Origin of the sequence: Streptomyces sp. DH37, assembly GCF_029813835.1 — a bacterium.
Lineage (GTDB): Bacteria > Actinomycetota > Actinomycetes > Streptomycetales > Streptomycetaceae > Streptomyces.
In genome coordinates, this window is record NZ_JARVKV010000014.1 from 61,156 (window position 1) to 76,153 (window position 14,998).

At 70.9% G+C, this 14,998-nt stretch carries 12 protein-coding genes and 1 tRNA gene; 11 read left to right on the forward strand and 2 right to left on the reverse strand.

The annotated features are described in order from the left end of the window. Window positions 1-74 precede the first annotated feature (74 nt). From QC029_RS10465 to mscL, 6 genes are all read left to right on the forward strand, one after another. Window positions 75-1,556 carry a potassium/proton antiporter gene (locus tag QC029_RS10465; RefSeq protein WP_279555260.1) on the forward strand — a complete coding sequence of 494 codons (1,482 nt, stop codon included), beginning with the start codon at window positions 75-77 and terminating at the stop codon, window positions 1,554-1,556. A 291-nt stretch (window positions 1,557-1,847) separates the two neighbouring features. After that, window positions 1,848-3,239, forward strand: a complete 1,392-nt coding sequence (locus QC029_RS10470; protein WP_279555261.1) for an MFS transporter — start codon at window positions 1,848-1,850, stop codon at window positions 3,237-3,239. A gap of 66 nt (window positions 3,240-3,305) precedes the next feature. Beyond that, a complete protein-coding gene (locus QC029_RS10475) occupies window positions 3,306-3,632 on the forward strand; it encodes an FmdB family zinc ribbon protein (protein ID WP_279555262.1) in 327 nt (108 codons plus the stop codon). A gap of 134 nt (window positions 3,633-3,766) precedes the next feature. Beyond that, on the forward strand, window positions 3,767-4,597 hold the full coding sequence (locus QC029_RS10480; RefSeq protein ID WP_279555263.1) for an S-methyl-5'-thioadenosine phosphorylase: 831 nt from the start codon (window positions 3,767-3,769) through the stop codon (window positions 4,595-4,597). A gap of 328 nt (window positions 4,598-4,925) precedes the next feature. Beyond that, window positions 4,926-5,480 (forward strand): RcpC/CpaB family pilus assembly protein, encoded by a 555-nt coding sequence (locus QC029_RS10485; RefSeq protein WP_336621572.1) that lies wholly within the window; start codon window positions 4,926-4,928, stop codon window positions 5,478-5,480. 108 nt (window positions 5,481-5,588) lie between these two features. Next, the gene (gene mscL / locus QC029_RS10490) at window positions 5,589-6,164 is read left to right on the forward strand and encodes a large conductance mechanosensitive channel protein MscL (RefSeq protein ID WP_279555265.1); all 576 of its coding nucleotides are present in this window, start codon (window positions 5,589-5,591) and stop codon (window positions 6,162-6,164) included. Window positions 6,165-6,180: 16 nt separating this feature from the next. Here mscL and QC029_RS10495 read toward each other — a convergent pair whose 3' ends face one another. Then, the gene (locus QC029_RS10495) at window positions 6,181-6,372 is read right to left on the reverse strand and encodes a hypothetical protein (RefSeq protein WP_279555266.1); all 192 of its coding nucleotides are present in this window, start codon (window positions 6,370-6,372) and stop codon (window positions 6,181-6,183) included. A 50-nt stretch (window positions 6,373-6,422) separates the two neighbouring features. Here QC029_RS10495 and QC029_RS10500 point away from each other — a divergent pair, with 50 nt between their 5' ends. Continuing rightward, window positions 6,423-7,475: a P1 family peptidase gene (locus QC029_RS10500; RefSeq protein ID WP_279555267.1), complete on the forward strand. Its 1,053-nt coding sequence runs from the start codon at window positions 6,423-6,425 to the stop codon at window positions 7,473-7,475. Window positions 7,476-7,620: 145 nt separating this feature from the next. Here QC029_RS10500 and QC029_RS10505 read toward each other — a convergent pair whose 3' ends face one another. Beyond that, window positions 7,621-8,637 (reverse strand): RNA polymerase sigma factor RpoD/SigA, encoded by a 1,017-nt coding sequence (locus QC029_RS10505; RefSeq protein WP_279555268.1) that lies wholly within the window; start codon window positions 8,635-8,637, stop codon window positions 7,621-7,623. A gap of 181 nt (window positions 8,638-8,818) precedes the next feature. Between QC029_RS10505 and QC029_RS10510 the strand changes: the two genes are divergently transcribed. The 4 genes from QC029_RS10510 (at window position 8,819) to QC029_RS10525 (ending at window position 14,745) form a co-directional block, all read left to right on the forward strand. Then, window positions 8,819-9,352 (forward strand): GNAT family N-acetyltransferase, encoded by a 534-nt coding sequence (locus QC029_RS10510; RefSeq protein WP_279555269.1) that lies wholly within the window; start codon window positions 8,819-8,821, stop codon window positions 9,350-9,352. A gap of 655 nt (window positions 9,353-10,007) precedes the next feature. After that, window positions 10,008-11,831: a glycoside hydrolase family 3 protein gene (locus QC029_RS10515; RefSeq protein WP_279555270.1), complete on the forward strand. Its 1,824-nt coding sequence runs from the start codon at window positions 10,008-10,010 to the stop codon at window positions 11,829-11,831. A gap of 78 nt (window positions 11,832-11,909) precedes the next feature. Further along, window positions 11,910-11,982: transfer RNA gene (locus QC029_RS10520), tRNA-Arg, on the forward strand. A gap of 480 nt (window positions 11,983-12,462) precedes the next feature. Then, window positions 12,463-14,745: an NACHT domain-containing protein gene (locus QC029_RS10525; protein ID WP_279555271.1), complete on the forward strand. Its 2,283-nt coding sequence runs from the start codon at window positions 12,463-12,465 to the stop codon at window positions 14,743-14,745. The last annotated feature ends 253 nt before the right edge of the window (window positions 14,746-14,998 follow it).

The window sequence follows — 14,998 nt, forward strand, 5'->3', positions numbered from 1 at the left end:
CCGGGACCCGGCCGCCCGCCTCCGTGCGCCCAGGGAAGGATCCGCTTCTGACTGTCGACCGCCTCAACGAACTCATGCTGGTCTCCGCGCTCGTCCTGCTCGTCGCCGTCGCGGCCGTCCGGCTCTCCTCCCGAACGGGGCTCCCCAGCCTCCTGATCTACCTCGGCATCGGCCTCGTCATCGGGCAGGACGGACTCGGGGTCGAGTTCGACAACGCCGAGCTGACCCAGGTGCTGGGCTACGCGGCGCTCGTGGTGATCCTGGCCGAGGGCGGTCTGGGCACCAAGTGGCACCAGATCCGCCCGGCGGTGCCCGCCGCGGCCGTCCTGGCGACCGCCGGCGTGGCGGTCAGCGTGGGCGTCACCGCCGCGGGGGCCCACTACCTGGTGGGGCTGGACTGGCGCCCGGCGCTGATCATGGGGGCGGTCGTCTCCTCGACGGACGCCGCGGCGGTCTTCTCCGTACTGCGCAGGGTGCCGCTGCCGAACCGCCTGACGGGGATGCTGGAGGCGGAGTCGGGGTTCAACGACGCCCCGGTGGTGATCCTGGTCGTCGCCTTCGCGACGGCCGGGCCGCTGGACCCGTGGTACGTCCTGATCGGGACGATCGCGCTGCAGCTGGCCATCGGGTTCGCGGTGGGGCTGGTCGTCGGCAAGCTGGGCGAGTACGGGCTGCGGCAGGTGGCGCTGCCCGCCTCCGGCCTGTACCCGATCGCGGTGATGGCGCTGTGCGTCCTGGCGTACGCCGGGGGCGCGCTGGCGCACGGCAGCGGCTTCCTGGCGGTCTACGTCAGCGCGGTCGTCCTCGGCAACGCCAAGCTGCCGCACCGCCCGGCCACCCGGGGCTTCGCCGACGGCATGGCGTGGATCGCGCAGATCGGCCTGTTCGTGCTGCTCGGCCTGCTGGCGACCCCGTCGGAGCTGCTGCGCGACTTCTGGGCGGCGCTGGCGGTCGGACTGGTGCTGACGCTGGTGGCCCGGCCGGTGTCGGTGGTGCTGTGCTCGCTGCCCTTCCGGCTCCCCTGGCGGGACCAGGCGCTGATGTCGTGGGCCGGGCTGCGCGGCGCGGTGCCGATCATCCTAGCGACGATCCCCATGGTCGGCCAGGTCGAGGGCAGCCGGCGGATCTTCAACATCGTCTTCGTGCTGGTCGTGGTCTTCACCCTGATCCAGGGGCCGACCCTGCCGTGGGTCGCCCGGAAACTGGGGCTGGACAAGGCCGACGGAACGCTGGACCTGGACATCGAGTCGGCCCCGCTGGAGCGGCTGCGCGGCCACATGATCGCGGTCGCCATCCCCGAGGGGTCGCGGATGCGGGGGGTGGAGGTGGGCGAGCTGCGGCTGCCGAGGGGCGCGGCGGTCACCCTGGTCGTGCGGGAGGACAGCAGTTTCGTGCCGTCGCCGACGACCGTCCTGCGGCAGGGCGACGAGCTGCTGGTGGTCGCCACCGACGCGGTGCGGGACGAGGCCGAGCGGCGGCTGCTGGCCGTGGGGCGCGGCGGCAAGCTGGCGGGCTGGCTGGGGACGGCGGGCAGCTCGGCGCTGGGGAGGCAGTGAGGACGGCGAGGGGGCTGCCGGGAGGGGCCCGGGAAGGGGCTGCCGGGGAGGCGGGGGCCCGGGACCGCGGCCGGGCCGGGGACGTGATCGGCTACCCTGGGCCCGTACGCTTGTCCGACTTTCGGAGTCACCGGAGTTTCGACCCCGCCTGACGCAGGGCCGGCACGGCCGCCCGGCTGACCACACGCCGCGGTCCGTGCGAGAGGACGGCCTTCGGCGCGCCCCGCCGTGCCACGACGCCTCGCGTCGTACGGCCCGTGGCGCGCTACCAGGCGGCAGAAAGGTACGGCCGTGGCCACCACGGTCACTCCCGTCACGAACCGGAAGCCCGGCTATCGGGACCTGCTGCGCACTCCCGGCGCGTGGACGTTCCTGCTGCCCGGCTTCCTGGCCCGCCAGCCCTTCGCGATGCTGACGCTCGGCATCGTGCTGCTGGTGGAGCACACCACCGGATCGTTCGGCACGGCGGGCACGGTCTCCGCCGTGACCGGCGTCTCGATGGCCCTGTTCGCGCCGCGCAGCGGCAGGCTCGCCGACCGCTTCGGCCAGCGCGCGGTCCTGCTGCCCGGGGTGCTGCTGCACGCGGCGTCCGTGGGCGTCCTGATCGCCCTGGCGCTGTCCCGGGCGCCGCTGTGGGCGCTGCTGCTGGCGGCCGTGCCGGCCGGCGCCTCGGTGCCGCAGGTCGGCCCGATGGTGCGGGCCCGCTGGGCGCACCTGCTCAGGGACGGGGCCGGGGACGGGAAGACCCGGGGGACCGGGAAGGAGAAGGGGGCCGGCGGCGCGCGGCTGCTGTCGACGGCGGCGGCGTTCGAGTCGGTCACCGACGAGTTCACCTTCGTCATCGGCCCGGTCCTGGCCACCGCCCTGTGCACCACGGTGCACCCGGCCGCCGGGCTCGTCGCCGAGGCCGCCCTGACCGTCGTCGGCGGGCTGGTCTTCGCGGCCCAGCGCCGTACGGCGCCTCCCGCGCACCGCCGCGCCCGCGGGGCGGACGGCGCACGGCGCGCCTCGGCGCTGTCGGTGCCGGGCGTACGGGTGCTGGTCGTCGCCTTCCTGGGCATCGGCGCGGTCTTCGGCGGGATGCAGGTGTCGATGGCCGCCTTCACCGACTCGATCGGGCAGCCGGGCATCAACGGCGTGCTGTACGGGATCTTCGCCGCGGGCAACATGCTCTCCGGCATCGTCTACGGAGCCCTCTCCTGGCGCTCGGCCCCGCAGCGGCGGCTGCTGGCGGCGTACGCGCTGCTGACCCTGACCACCGCGCCCCTGTGGGCGGTGGACGCGGTGCCGCTGCTGGCGGTCCTCGGACTGCTGGCGGGTCTGGGCATCGCGCCGAGCCTGATCACCGGCTTCACGCTGGTGGAGCGGCTGGTCCCGGCGGGCGTGCGCACCGAGGCGTTCACCTGGCTGGCCGGGGCGGTGGCACTGGGGCAGGCCGGGGCCGCGGCGCTCGCCGGACGGCTGACGGACGGCTTCGGGGTGAGCGCGGGATTCACGGTGCCGCTGGCCGCCACGGCGCTGGCGCTGGTGACCGTGACGGTGCTGCGCGGGTGGCTGGCGCCGGGCGGCGGAACGGGTGACGGAGCGGCTGACGAAGCGGGTGACGGGGAGCCCCGGACGGAGGACGGCGGGCGGGCGCCGTCGCGTGGCGAGGGTCACCGTCCGCCGGTTCCGGTGGACTAAGCCGCCGGAATACTGCACCATGGTGCGTCGTTAGCACTCCACAGGGAAGAGTGCCAGGAGGAGCAAGTGCCGACCTATCAGTACCAGTGCACCGAGTGCGGCGAGGGCCTGGAAGCGGTTCAGAAGTTCACGGACGACGCACTCACCGAGTGCCCGAGCTGCACGGGCCGCCTGAAGAAGGTGTTCTCGGCGGTCGGCATCGTCTTCAAGGGCTCCGGCTTCTACCGGAACGACAGCCGCGGCTCCTCGTCCGGCAGCCCGGCCTCTTCGTCGGCGTCCTCGTCGTCATCGTCGTCCTCCTCCTCGTCGGAGGCGTCGTCGTCCTCTTCCTCCGGGAAGGGCTCGAGCTCGTCCGGCGGCTCGTCGTCCAAGGCCGGCTCCTCGGCGGCCTGACCCGGTCGTTCCGCGGTCCCGGCCCGGCCGGGACCGCGTGCCCGTGACGCCCGCGGCCCCGCGACGGAGCGGCGGCGCCCGCCGCGGCGGGTTCCCGCGCCGCGGCGGCCGCGCGGCGGCTAGTGTGGGCGGTCATGAGCGCACAGGCGGAGATAGGCGTCATCGGCGGGTCCGGGTTCTACTCGTTCCTGGACGACGTGACAGAGGTCACCGTGGAGACGCCCTACGGCGAGCCCAGTGACTCCCTCTTCCTCGGCGAGGTCGCCGGGCGCCGGGTGGCCTTCCTGCCGCGGCACGGACGCAAGCACCACCTGCCCCCGCACCGGATCAACTACCGCGCCAACCTGTGGGCCCTGCGCTCGGTCGGCGTGCGCCAGGTGCTGGGGCCGTGCGCGGTGGGCGGCCTGCGGCCCGAGTACGGGCCCGGCACGCTGGTGGTTCCGGACCAGCTCGTGGACCGCACCAAGTCGCGCGTCCAGACGTACTACGACGGCGAGGCGCTGCCCGACGGCTCGGTGCCGAACGTGGTGCACCTGTCCTTCGCCGACCCCTACTGCGGGGCGGGCCGGGCGGCGGCGGTCGCGGCGGCGCGCGGGCGCGGCTGGGAGCCGGTGGACGGCGGCACGATGGTGGTGATCGAGGGGCCGCGCTTCTCGACCCGCGCGGAGTCGCGCTGGCACGCGGCGCAGGGCTGGTCGGTGGTCGGGATGACCGGCCACCCGGAGGCGGCCCTCGCTCGTGAGCTGGGCCTGTGCTACGCCTCGATGGCGCTGGTCACCGACCTGGACGCCGGCGCGGAGACGGGCGAGGGCGTCTCCCACGAGGAGGTGCTCGCGGTCTTCGCCCAGAACGTCGGACGGCTGCGCGAGGTGCTCTTCGACACGGTGGCCGGGCTGCCCGCGGAGCGGGACTGCGCGTGCGCGACGGCGCTGGACGGGATGGACCTGGGGATCGAGCTTCCGTAGCCGCCGGTCACGGCCTGTCCCCGGCCGCCGACCCCGGCCCCGGCCGCCGTACCGCCGCGGGCGGGAGGCGGTGGGGCCGGTGGGGCTGAGGTAGCTCGTGCGGGTGAGCGAGTTGTCCACAACCGGTGGGTGGTCCACAGGCCCCGGCGGGGTCTCGCGGAACCGGACATCGTGGGGGCGTTCCCAGCACGAGGCGGTGACCGCGATGTCCACGTCCCTTCCCTCCCCCTCCCTCCCCTCTCCCCTTTCCTCCTCTCCCTCCTCCCCCTACTCCTCCGTTCCCCCGCCACCCCCGTCCCCGCCCCCGCGCCCTCCGGCCTCCTGTTCCGTGCCGGAGTTCGAGCCGGTGCGCGTGGGACGGGGCCTCCTCGGCCCGCTGCGGACGGCCGGCCGCTGGTCGCGGATGGCGGCGGTGCTCCTGGCCGCCGTCCTCACCGGCGCCGCGCCCTGGGGGCCGCGCGGGGAGCCCGGCGGGGACCGCACGGCCCCGGCGGCCCGGTCCGCGTCCGGACGGGCGCCCGCACCGGCGCCCCCGGTCCCGTCCTCCGCGCACCGGGACGACGGCGCGGTGACGGTGGACGCCCCGGTGCGGATTCCGGACGCGGCGGCGGTCCGGCTGCTGCGCCCCGGGGACAGGGTGGACGTCCTGGCCACCCCCGCCGGTGACGCCTCGGCCGCCGCCCCGACGGGCAGCGCGCGGATCATCGCCCGGAACGTACGGGTGGCGGCCGTGCCCGGGGCCGGGCCGGAACCCGGCACCGGCACCGGCACCGCCTTCGGCGAAGAGGCCGGGGCACTGGTGGTGCTCACGGTGCCCCGGCCGACGGCCGCCCGGCTCGCCGGCGCCGCGGCGCACTCCCGTCTGGCGGTGACGCTGTGCTGACCGCCGCCGGCCGGAGCCCGAACTGGACAGCCCGCGCGGTGTTCGTGCAGCGTGTGCTGCGTTCTTCCGGCGGAGGCCGGAGCGCGTGCGCAGAGAAGAGGCAGTCCGTTGAGCGAGAAGCAGGGCGTCCTGGCCGGGTTCAAGGCATTCCTGATGCGGGGCAACGTGGTCGATCTGGCCGTCGCCGTCGTCATCGGAGCGGCCTTCACCAAGATCGTGAACTCGGTGGTGGAGGGCGTCATCAACCCGGTGGTGGGCTCGATCGGCCCCAAGGACCTCGACCGCTACCAGTCCTGCCTCCAGGGCCCCTGCACCTTCGACCGGGCGACGGGCGCGGCCGTCAGCGGCATCGCGATCAAGTGGGGCTCGGTGCTGAGCGCCGCGCTGACCTTCCTGATCACCGCCGCGGTCGTCTACTTCCTCATGATCGTGCCGATGAACAAGCTCAAGAAGCGGCTGGACGCCCTGAGCGCCCAGGAGGCGGCGGAAGCGGCCGCGACGCCCGTCCAGAAGACCGAGGTGGAGCTGCTCACCGAGATCCGCGACGCCCTGCTGGCCCAGCGCGACGGCGGCGCCATCCCGGACGCCGCCGTCCTGACGGCGCAGCGCAACGTCCACGGAAGTGGTGCCCGGCCGGACTCCGGCGGGCCGGCCGGGAACGCGGGGAAGTCCGGGCAGCGGTAGCGCGGCCCGGGACGCCTCACAGGTGGTGCGGGGGCTTCTCGTCCAGGAAGCGGGCCAGATCGCCCGCGCCGCCGTCGCTCCCCGCCTCCGTCCGCTCGCCCCAGCCCCGGTCGGTGTCGTCGGCCGAGGGCCGGCTCAGGGGGTCGGAGAAGTCCAGTGCGGAGGCCGGGTCGCGATGCCCGGAACCGGAGGCGGCGGGGGTGCTCATCCCTCCAGGGTACGGCGGCTCCGGCCCGCCGCCGCGAGATCATGGCCACCATGAGCGCCTCGAGAGCCAACGACGCACTGACGGATGTACACGGCCTGCGGGTCGGCCACGCCCAGCGGACCGGGGACGGCTGGCTGACGGGCACGACCGTGGTCCTGGCCCCGGAGGGCGGCGCGGTCGCCGCCGTGGACGTGCGGGGCGGCGGACCGGGCACCCGGGAGACCGACGCGCTGGACCCGCGCAACCTGGTGGAGCGCGTGGACGCCGTGGTCCTGACCGGGGGCAGCGCCTTCGGGCTGGACGCGGCCGGCGGGGTGACGGCCTGGCTGGAGGAGCGGGGCAGGGGCTTCCCGGTCGGCCCCGAGCCGGACCAGGTGGTGCCCGTGGTCCCGGCCGCCTGTCTCTTCGACCTCGGCCGCGGCGGCTCCTGGCGGGCCCGCCCCGACGCCGCGCTCGGCCGGGAGGCGGCGGAGGCCGCCTCCCGTACGGCCGTCGGGCAGCCGGTGCCCCAGGGCACCGTGGGAGCGGGCACGGGAGCCGTGGCGGGCGGGCTCAAGGGCGGGGTGGGCACCGCGAGCACGGTCCTGCCCTCGGGCACCACGGTGGGCGCGCTGGCCGTGGTGAACGCGGTGGGCTCGGTCATCGATCCGGCGACGGGCGTGCTCTACGGCGAGCTGTACGGCGGGCGCCCGGCCTTCCCCTCCGAGTCCGAGCACGCCGAGGCGCTGCGGCGTCTGGCCGCCGCCCAGCAGGAGTCGGAGCGCCGTTCGGCCGCCTCCGTACGCCCCCCGCTCAACACCACGCTGGCCGTGGTGGCCACCGACGCCGACCTCACTCCCGCCCAGGCGCAGAAGCTGGCGGGCACCTCGCACGACGGGCTGGCCCGCGCCGTCCGCCCGGTGCACCTGCTCACCGACGGGGACACCGTCTTCGCCCTGTCCACCGGCGCGCGCCGTCCGGCGGCGGAGGAGATCAACGACGTGCTGGCCGCCGGCGCCGACACCCTGACGCGGGCGGTGGTGAAGGCGGTACGGGCCGCCGAGGGCGTGGACGGACCGGGCGGGGTGTTCCCCGCGTACGGCGACCTCTACGGCCGCTCCTGACCACCCGGCCCGCCGCGGGGGCCCGGACACGGCAGGACCCCGGCGCTGGGGGGAGTGCGCCGGGGCCCTGGTCATGGGGTGGTCGGGGGGTTCTCTTCGGTCGCGGTCCGTCGCGGCGCGGTGCGGTCCACCGCGCCGGACACGGTCACGCCGCCGCGTCGAAGCCCGTGTCATGGGCCATCTTCTTCAGTTCGAGCAGGGCGTGCTTCTCGATCTGGCGGATGCGTTCCCTCGTCAGGCCGTGCTGCTTGCCGACCTCGGTCAGCGTGCGCTCGCGGCCGTCCTCGATGCCGTAGCGCGCCCGGATGATGGAGGCGGTGCGGTCGTCGAGCCGGCCGATCATGCCCTCCAGCTCCTCGCGCCGCAGCATCACGAGCACGGAGTCCTCGGGGGAGGTCGCGGAGGTGTCCTCCAGCAGATCGCCGAACTGCGTCTCGCCCTCGTCGTCCACGGACATGTTCAGGCTGACCGGGTCGCGCGCCCAGTCCAGCACGTCCGTGATGCGCTCGGCCGTGGAGCCCAGCTCCTCGGCGATCTCGGCGGGCTCGGGGTCGCGGCCGTGCTCGCGGTTGAACTCCCGCTGCACGCGCCGGATCCGTCCCAGCTCCTCCACCAGGTGGACGGGGAGGCGGATCGTGCGCGACTGGTCGGCGATCGACCGCGTGATGGCCTGGCGGATCCACCACGTCGCGTACGTGGAGAACTTGAAGCCCTTGCGGTAGTCGAACTTCTCCACCGCCCGCACCAGACCCGCGTTCCCCTCCTGGATCAGGTCCAGGAGCGGCAGTCCGCTGCGGGGGTAGCGCCGCGCGACGGCGACGACCAGACGCAGGTTGGAGCGGATGAAGACGTCCTTGGCGCGCTCGCCCTCGGCGACTATCGCCTCCAGCTCCTCGCGGGTCGCGGTCGCGCTCGGCGAGTCCTCCGCCGGGCTGTCGACCTCGCCGTCGAGGATCTGCCGGGCGTACACGCCCGCCTCGATGGCGAGCGAGAGCTCGACCTCCTTCGCCGCGTCCAGCAGCGGAGTGCGGGCGATCTCGTCGAGGTACATGCCGACCAGGTCCCGGTCCGCTACATCCCCCGCCGACGAGGTACGTACAGGTCGTGCCTCGTCAGCACCGTTGGAAGTGGCCTGACGACGGGCAACGGCACGGGTTGCCATGCGTACTCCCTTACGAGTCGTGGTTACAACTGGTCGGTGGCGGTCCAGCCACCCGGCGTCTCCTGGTTCGGGTGCCCGTTCCGATGGAATCAACGACTGCAATCCGGACAGAATTCCCATGCCGCGCATCGTTTTTCCGGATCTTGCGGTATTCTGCGCCGCCACACGGAGGGGGCCTTTCATGACAGAAGGCGGAGAAGTCCAGGTCAGAACGGGCGAGGAAGGCGACCTTCCGGAGCTGACGGACATCTACAACCACTACGTCCGCGAGACCCCGGTCACGTTCGACGTCGAGCCCCTCACCGTCGAGGCCAGGCTCCCCTGGTTGCTCTCCCACCCGAAGGACGGCCCCCACCGTCTTCTGGTTGCCCTGGACGCGGAAACGAACCGCGTCCTGGGCTACGCGACCAGCAGCCCGTTCCGCGCCAAGCCGGCCTACTCCACCTCGGTCGAGGTCAGCGTCTACCTGGCGCCCGACGCGTGCGGGCGGGGCGTCGGCACCCTGCTGTACGAGCGCCTCTTCGAGGCCCTCGGCGGCGAGGACGTCCACCGCGCCTACGCGGGCATCGCCCAGCCCAACCAGGCCTCCGTACGCCTCCACACCCGCTTCGGCTTCCGTCACGTCGGCACGTACGGCGAGGTCGGCCGGAAGTTCGGCCGCTACTGGGACGTCGCCTGGTACGAGAAGCCGCTGGGTTCCCGGCAGGGGGCCTGACGCGGGCCGCCGTCCCCCGCCCGGCCCGGAACGCACGGCGGGCCCCCGCCGCGGATACCCCCGTTGGACCCGCGGCGGGGGCCGGCGGCCGGCCGCGCGCCGGTGGAGGGCCGTGCGCGGTCGGCGGCTTCCGGGCGGCGTCGGCGAGGACCCCCGACGGCCCGCCGACGATCTGCCGGCGATTCACCGACGGTCCGCCGGCGATCGCACAAAGACCGGAAAGTTCCGAAAAACGCCGTTTGACGCCGATACGCCGACCGCCCGCTCGCCCGCCCGCCTCCGCCGGGTGTCCGGAGGGCCGCCCCCGTCCGGCCGTGCTCCTGCAAACCAGGACCGGCTTCCGGGTATTCCGCGGATGGGCGTGCCTCCCATCACACGTCGAGGCGTACTCCACCGCTCCTCCACCGCGCGTCGCCGCGCTCCGCCCCGCCACCGCCGACACAATCCCCGTGAACCCGCACACGCCTCGAGCACGACCCCGCCCCCGCGCGCACCGTCAATGGCCGGACCACTGGCAGTCGTACGCACCCCTGGTCGCGGGCCCGGCGCGCTGGAACGATGTGGCCGCCACGGCTCCGGCACCCCACATGCCGTTCCTTCCGCACGCGCACCACCGGCCCCACCCGCTCCGTTCGCCCATGTGAGGAGAGCCCCGATGCAGCAGCCCGCGACTCCCAGCCGCAGACAAGCCCTCGCCACCGGCCTGTTCGGTGTCACCGCGGCGCTGACCGCCTCCACCGCCATGACCTCCCCGGCGAGCGCGGACAGCGGCTCGGGCACCGACCGCGCACGCGCCAGGGCCCGGGCCCTGCTCCGCCGCATGTCCCTGGAGGAGAAGGTCGGGCAGCTCTTCGTCGTCGAGGTCTACGGGCAGGCCGCCGACACGGTCTCCGCGGGGAACCGCACCCTGTACGGCGTGGACACCCCCGCCGAGGTCATCGCCAAGTACCGGCCGGGCGGAGTCATCTACTTCGACGCCCGCCGCGGCCCCGACAACGTCCGCGACCCGCTCCAGACCGCCCGTCTCTCCAACGGCCTCCAGGAGGCCGCGTGCCGCACCGGCGCCCGCGTACCGCTGCTGATCTCCATCGACCAGGAGGGCGGCAGCGTCGTCTACCGGCTCGCCGACCCGGCCACCCTCCTCCCCGGGAACATGGCGCTGGCGGCGGGCCGGTCCACGGCCGACACCCGGCGCTCGGCCGGGATCATCGGCCGGGAGCTGGCCGTCATGGGGATCAACCAGAACTACGCACCCGTCGCCGACGTCAACGTCAACCCCGACAACCCGGTCATCGGCGTCCGCTCCTTCGGCTCCGACCCGGCCCTGTGCTCCTCCCTGGTCGCCTCCGCCGTGGACGGCTACCACCGCGGCCGGGTCGCCTCGGCGGCCAAGCACTTCCCCGGGCACGGCGACACCGACACCGACAGCCACACCGGCCTCCCGCAGATCAACCACACCCGCGAGGAGCTGGAGAGCATCGACCTGCCGCCCTTCCGGGCCGCGATCGCGCAGGGCGTCGACACGATCATGACCGCCCACATCGTCGTCCCGGCCCTGGACCCGTCGGGCGTCCCGGCCACCATGTCGCAGCCGATCATCACCGGGCTGCTGCGCGAGGAGCTGGGCTTCGAGGGCCTGATCGTCACCGACGCCCTGGACATGCAGGGCGCTTCGGGCCGGTTCCCGCCGGACGTGGCCCCGGTCCGGGCGCTCGCGGCGGGCTGCGACCAGCTCGTCCTGGCGCCGCGGATGGACACCGCCTACAACGCCGTCCTGGCCGCCGTGCGCGGCGGCGAGGTCCTCGCCTCCCGCCTGGACGCCTCGGTCGAGCGGATCCTGACCCACAAGTTCCGCCGGGAGCTCTTCCGGAATCCGTACGTGGACGAGCAGCGCGCCGTCCGCGTCGTCGGCAACCGGCGCCACCGGGCCGACGCCCAGGCCATCACCGACCGCACGGTCACCCTGGTCCGGAACGAGGGCGCCCTGCTGCCCCTCTCCTCCGGCGCCCGCTCGGTCCTGGTCACCGGCTGGGGGGTGGGCACCACCCGGGCCCTCGCCGACGCCGTCGCCGAACGGCCCGGCCAGACGGCCGCCACCCTGGAGACGGGCGCCGTCCCGAGCGCGGCCCGTATCACGGAGGCGGCGGGCGCGGCGGCCGGCCACGACCTGGTGATCGTCGCCGTCAACGCCGCCGCGGCGGGCTCCGAGAAGGGCGCCGCCCAGGCGAAACTCGTCCAGGCCCTGATGGGCACCGGCAAGCCGGTCGTCGCCGTGGCCGTCCGCAACCCGTACGACATCCGCCGCTTCCCCGACGTCCCGGCCTACCTGGCCACCTACTCGTACGGCACGCCCTCCCTCCGGGCCGCCGTCCGCGCCGTCTACGGCGACCTCTCCCCCACCGGCAGGCTCCCGGTCGCCATCCCGACCCTCGACTCCACCGGCACCCTTCACCCCTTCGGCCACGGCCTGACCTACTGACCCGGCCCCGCCCCGGCGCCTCCCCGCGCAACACGTTCGGCACAGCCCGCGCCCATCCGCTAACCTGTCCTCCGTCACGCCTTCGTAGCTCAGGGGATAGAGCACCGCTCTCCTAAAGCGGGTGTCGCAGGTTCGAATCCTGCCGGGGGCACAGAGAGAAGGGCCAGCCCAGGAGGGTCTCCTCCTGGGCTGGCCCTTAGCCGTTTCAGGCGCCGTGCCACACGCGTGCCACTACGTCCGCCTCCCTGCCCTGGGCGGCCCACCCACGCATGGGCGGGAAGCCACGTAACAGGTCGCCCTCCACGAACTCACGTCAAGGCGGCTCGCTCCGCTCCCCGCGCGCGGCTCGGCCCCCGGCCGGGCCTGCACTCCTGTCTCCGCCCCGCTCCAGCCCGGCCGGCGCCAGTGCCGCGCACAGCGGCCAGCCGCCGATCGGTACAGCGCAGTCGGACGAACCCACCGAACAGTGTGGCAACTTCCCTCCATGGCAAGGGACAAGCAGCTAGTCTCACCACACCCACACCCACACCCACACCCACACTCACTAGCCTTGAAGGCAACCAAAAGCTCCGAGCACATCGCGGATGCAGCGACTACATTGCAACCCCTCGATCCTACGAAAAGGGAGTAAATGTACGAGGATGAGACTGGGCCGCAGTTCGAGAAAAGGGCGCTCGCTGCCGCCAAGGCCATTCATGACCCCATGGGTATTCAAGGGCCAGTTATGCATCGCGGTCGAGAAATTGATGCCGCTTTCGAGACAGACGACGCTCTCCATGTCTACGAATTCACAACCCGGAGGGATAAGGCTAAGGCAACTCAGGACGCGTCTAAGGTCAGAGACCTTCTCATCGAACTGCATAAAAAGCCAGAGAACGCCTACAAGAGCGTTACGGGTTGGGTTGTGACCCGAGACGAGCCGACGGCGGAACAGAAAGCGGCAGTAAAAAAGGAAGCCGAGCGGGCGAAGTTCCCTATTCACGCCATTAGCATGGCAACGCTTTCCCGCCGACTGTGTGACTCGGAGGGATATATCCAGTGCAGGGACAAAGCTCCATTCGGCAGCATCTCTTATGTCACCAAGCCCGCTTCGCCGTCCGTGAGCGTGGATACCATCTTCTCGAACACCGAAGGCAAAGAAAGCAACGTTAAAGACGTATCCAAGAGCCTAACAGAAGGAGGACGCCATCTAATCGTCGGGGAGTTCGGCGTCGGCAAAAGTCACGCGCTAAGGCAGCTCTACAACGAGATGCGCAAATCACATTTCAAGCACAACAAGTTGACACCATTTCCCGTGCACATTAATTTGCGCGACTGCGCCGGCCTCAAGACACCTGCGGAAATACTCCGCAGGCACTCTGAGGAAGTAGGATTTAGCAGCGACCGAGCGCTTACTTCAGCGTGGCGCGCTGGAGCCTGCGTGCTGCTCCTCGACGGATTCGACGAGATCGTACCGACTCGTTGGATGGGAAGCGCGGCAGACGTCAAACAGGTACGATACCAAGCACTTTCCGGGGTTCGAAGGCTGATCGAAGAAGCACCGGAAGATGCCGGGATCGCTGTATGTGGACGCGATCACTTTTTTTCATCCACCAGAGAAATGATCGAAGTCCTTGGATTGACGGATGAATGCTCCGTGCAAACCATTCATGACTTCACTGCTGAGCAAATGGCCAGTTATCTGGAAAAGGCCCAGATCACATGGCGGGTGCCAGAATGGCTGCCCACACGGCCACTTCTGATCGGCTATCTGCTGGCCGAAGGAGCTATGTATGATGTCGAATCAGATTCTCTGATTGATCAGGCTGCCGCGTGGCGAATGTTGTTTGGCTTGATCTGTAAGCGGGAAGCGAAAATGTTTACTGCGGTCCGACCGGAGAAAATCAAGCAGCTTGTTTCCAGAGTCGCTACGCTTGCACGTTCCACTGGCGAGGAGACTGGTCCGGTGGACATGAAAATTCTCAGCCAGGCTTTCCGCGAAGTGAACGGATTGGAGCCCGACGAGGAAGGGATTCAGCTCCTCCTCCGGCTGCCCGGATTGGCAAACCCAACTGCCGCCAGCATGGATCCAGATCAAGAGCAACGAGTATTCGTGGACCGCGACCTTGCCGACACTGCATATGGCGAGGATCTTGCCGCCTACCTGGAGTATTCGCATGAAGGTCACACTCTCGCCCAAAACGCTTCTTGGGTAGTCTCATCCACCGACCTTGGAATTGGAGTGGCTGCTCTGACTCTCGATTCCAGAGGAGTTCCAGCTGGCACTGTTCTTGGCGCCGCGAAACGTCGCCAGGACAACCACCAGTACGACGCTGTGTTGGCAGACTCGCTGCGAGTAGCCGATTACATGGGGCCAGACACGGTACGACAGAGCTTCATTGTCGAAGGTGTGATGATCGAATCCCTGGCGCTCTCCGATAGCAGCACCGTTCTACCCAAGGTAAGTTTTCACGATTCGGTCATTCACCACCTAGATATTTCTTCAATTGACCCTGAAGAAGGAAGTCCGGTTTTCAAGTCGTGCCTAATCGGGTTTATCGATGGGGCGGCGAGCATCCCTGCAAGCCTCGCAAGCAATTTCATCGAATGCGAGATTGAGGGATTTGCTTCACTATCTCAAACTACTGCCGGCATCATGCAGTTGAAGCAGTCTGTCGACGTCAAGATCGCTCTGACGATCCTGAAGAAGATCTACTCGCAACGAGGATCTGGCCGTAAAGAAAGCGGGCTTTTCAGAGGGTTGGATCCAGCTATTAGGGGTCGTGTGCCTGCCGTGTTGAGTGCCTTGCAGTCGCAAGGATGGATTCACCGAATTGTATCGGGACGCGAACCCATCTATGTGGGAGTCAAGGAGGAGCGGGCCAACGCATTGAGAATCCTCGAAGACCCTAACCGCTTCAAATTTGAGGTTTGAGAAAAACTGAGGAGCCGTTCGGCTCCGGGCGCATGATTCGCTGATAGCGATGGGAGGCCCCAGTCTCGGGTTGGGGCCTCCCACGCACAGTGCTGACGAAGGTCCACGTTGGTATGTTCGGGTACTTCCTGGGATCGACGAGATCCCGCATTGAGCAGGCGCCCGTGCGGGACGCGGGCCAGGTCACGCGGGGAACCACGGAAAACACTGGGCACGAGTGTGCGACCGATCCAACGTCCAAGCCGCTCCCCTA

Coding starts and splice junctions, on each gene's coding strand:
- QC029_RS10505 (WP_279555268.1), bottom strand. CDS start 8,637: ATGGCAACCCGTGCCGTTGCCCGTCGTCAGGCCACTTCCAACGGTGCT.
- QC029_RS10480 (WP_279555263.1), top strand. CDS start 3,767: ATGAGCGCACAGGCGGAGATAGGCGTCATCGGCGGGTCCGGGTTCTAC.
- QC029_RS10525 (WP_279555271.1), top strand. CDS start 12,463: ATGTACGAGGATGAGACTGGGCCGCAGTTCGAGAAAAGGGCGCTCGCT.
- QC029_RS10465 (WP_279555260.1), top strand. CDS start 75: ATGCTGGTCTCCGCGCTCGTCCTGCTCGTCGCCGTCGCGGCCGTCCGG.
- QC029_RS10495 (WP_279555266.1), bottom strand. CDS start 6,372: ATGAGCACCCCCGCCGCCTCCGGTTCCGGGCATCGCGACCCGGCCTCC.
- QC029_RS10515 (WP_279555270.1), top strand. CDS start 10,008: ATGCAGCAGCCCGCGACTCCCAGCCGCAGACAAGCCCTCGCCACCGGC.
- QC029_RS10500 (WP_279555267.1), top strand. CDS start 6,423: ATGAGCGCCTCGAGAGCCAACGACGCACTGACGGATGTACACGGCCTG.
- QC029_RS10510 (WP_279555269.1), top strand. CDS start 8,819: ATGACAGAAGGCGGAGAAGTCCAGGTCAGAACGGGCGAGGAAGGCGAC.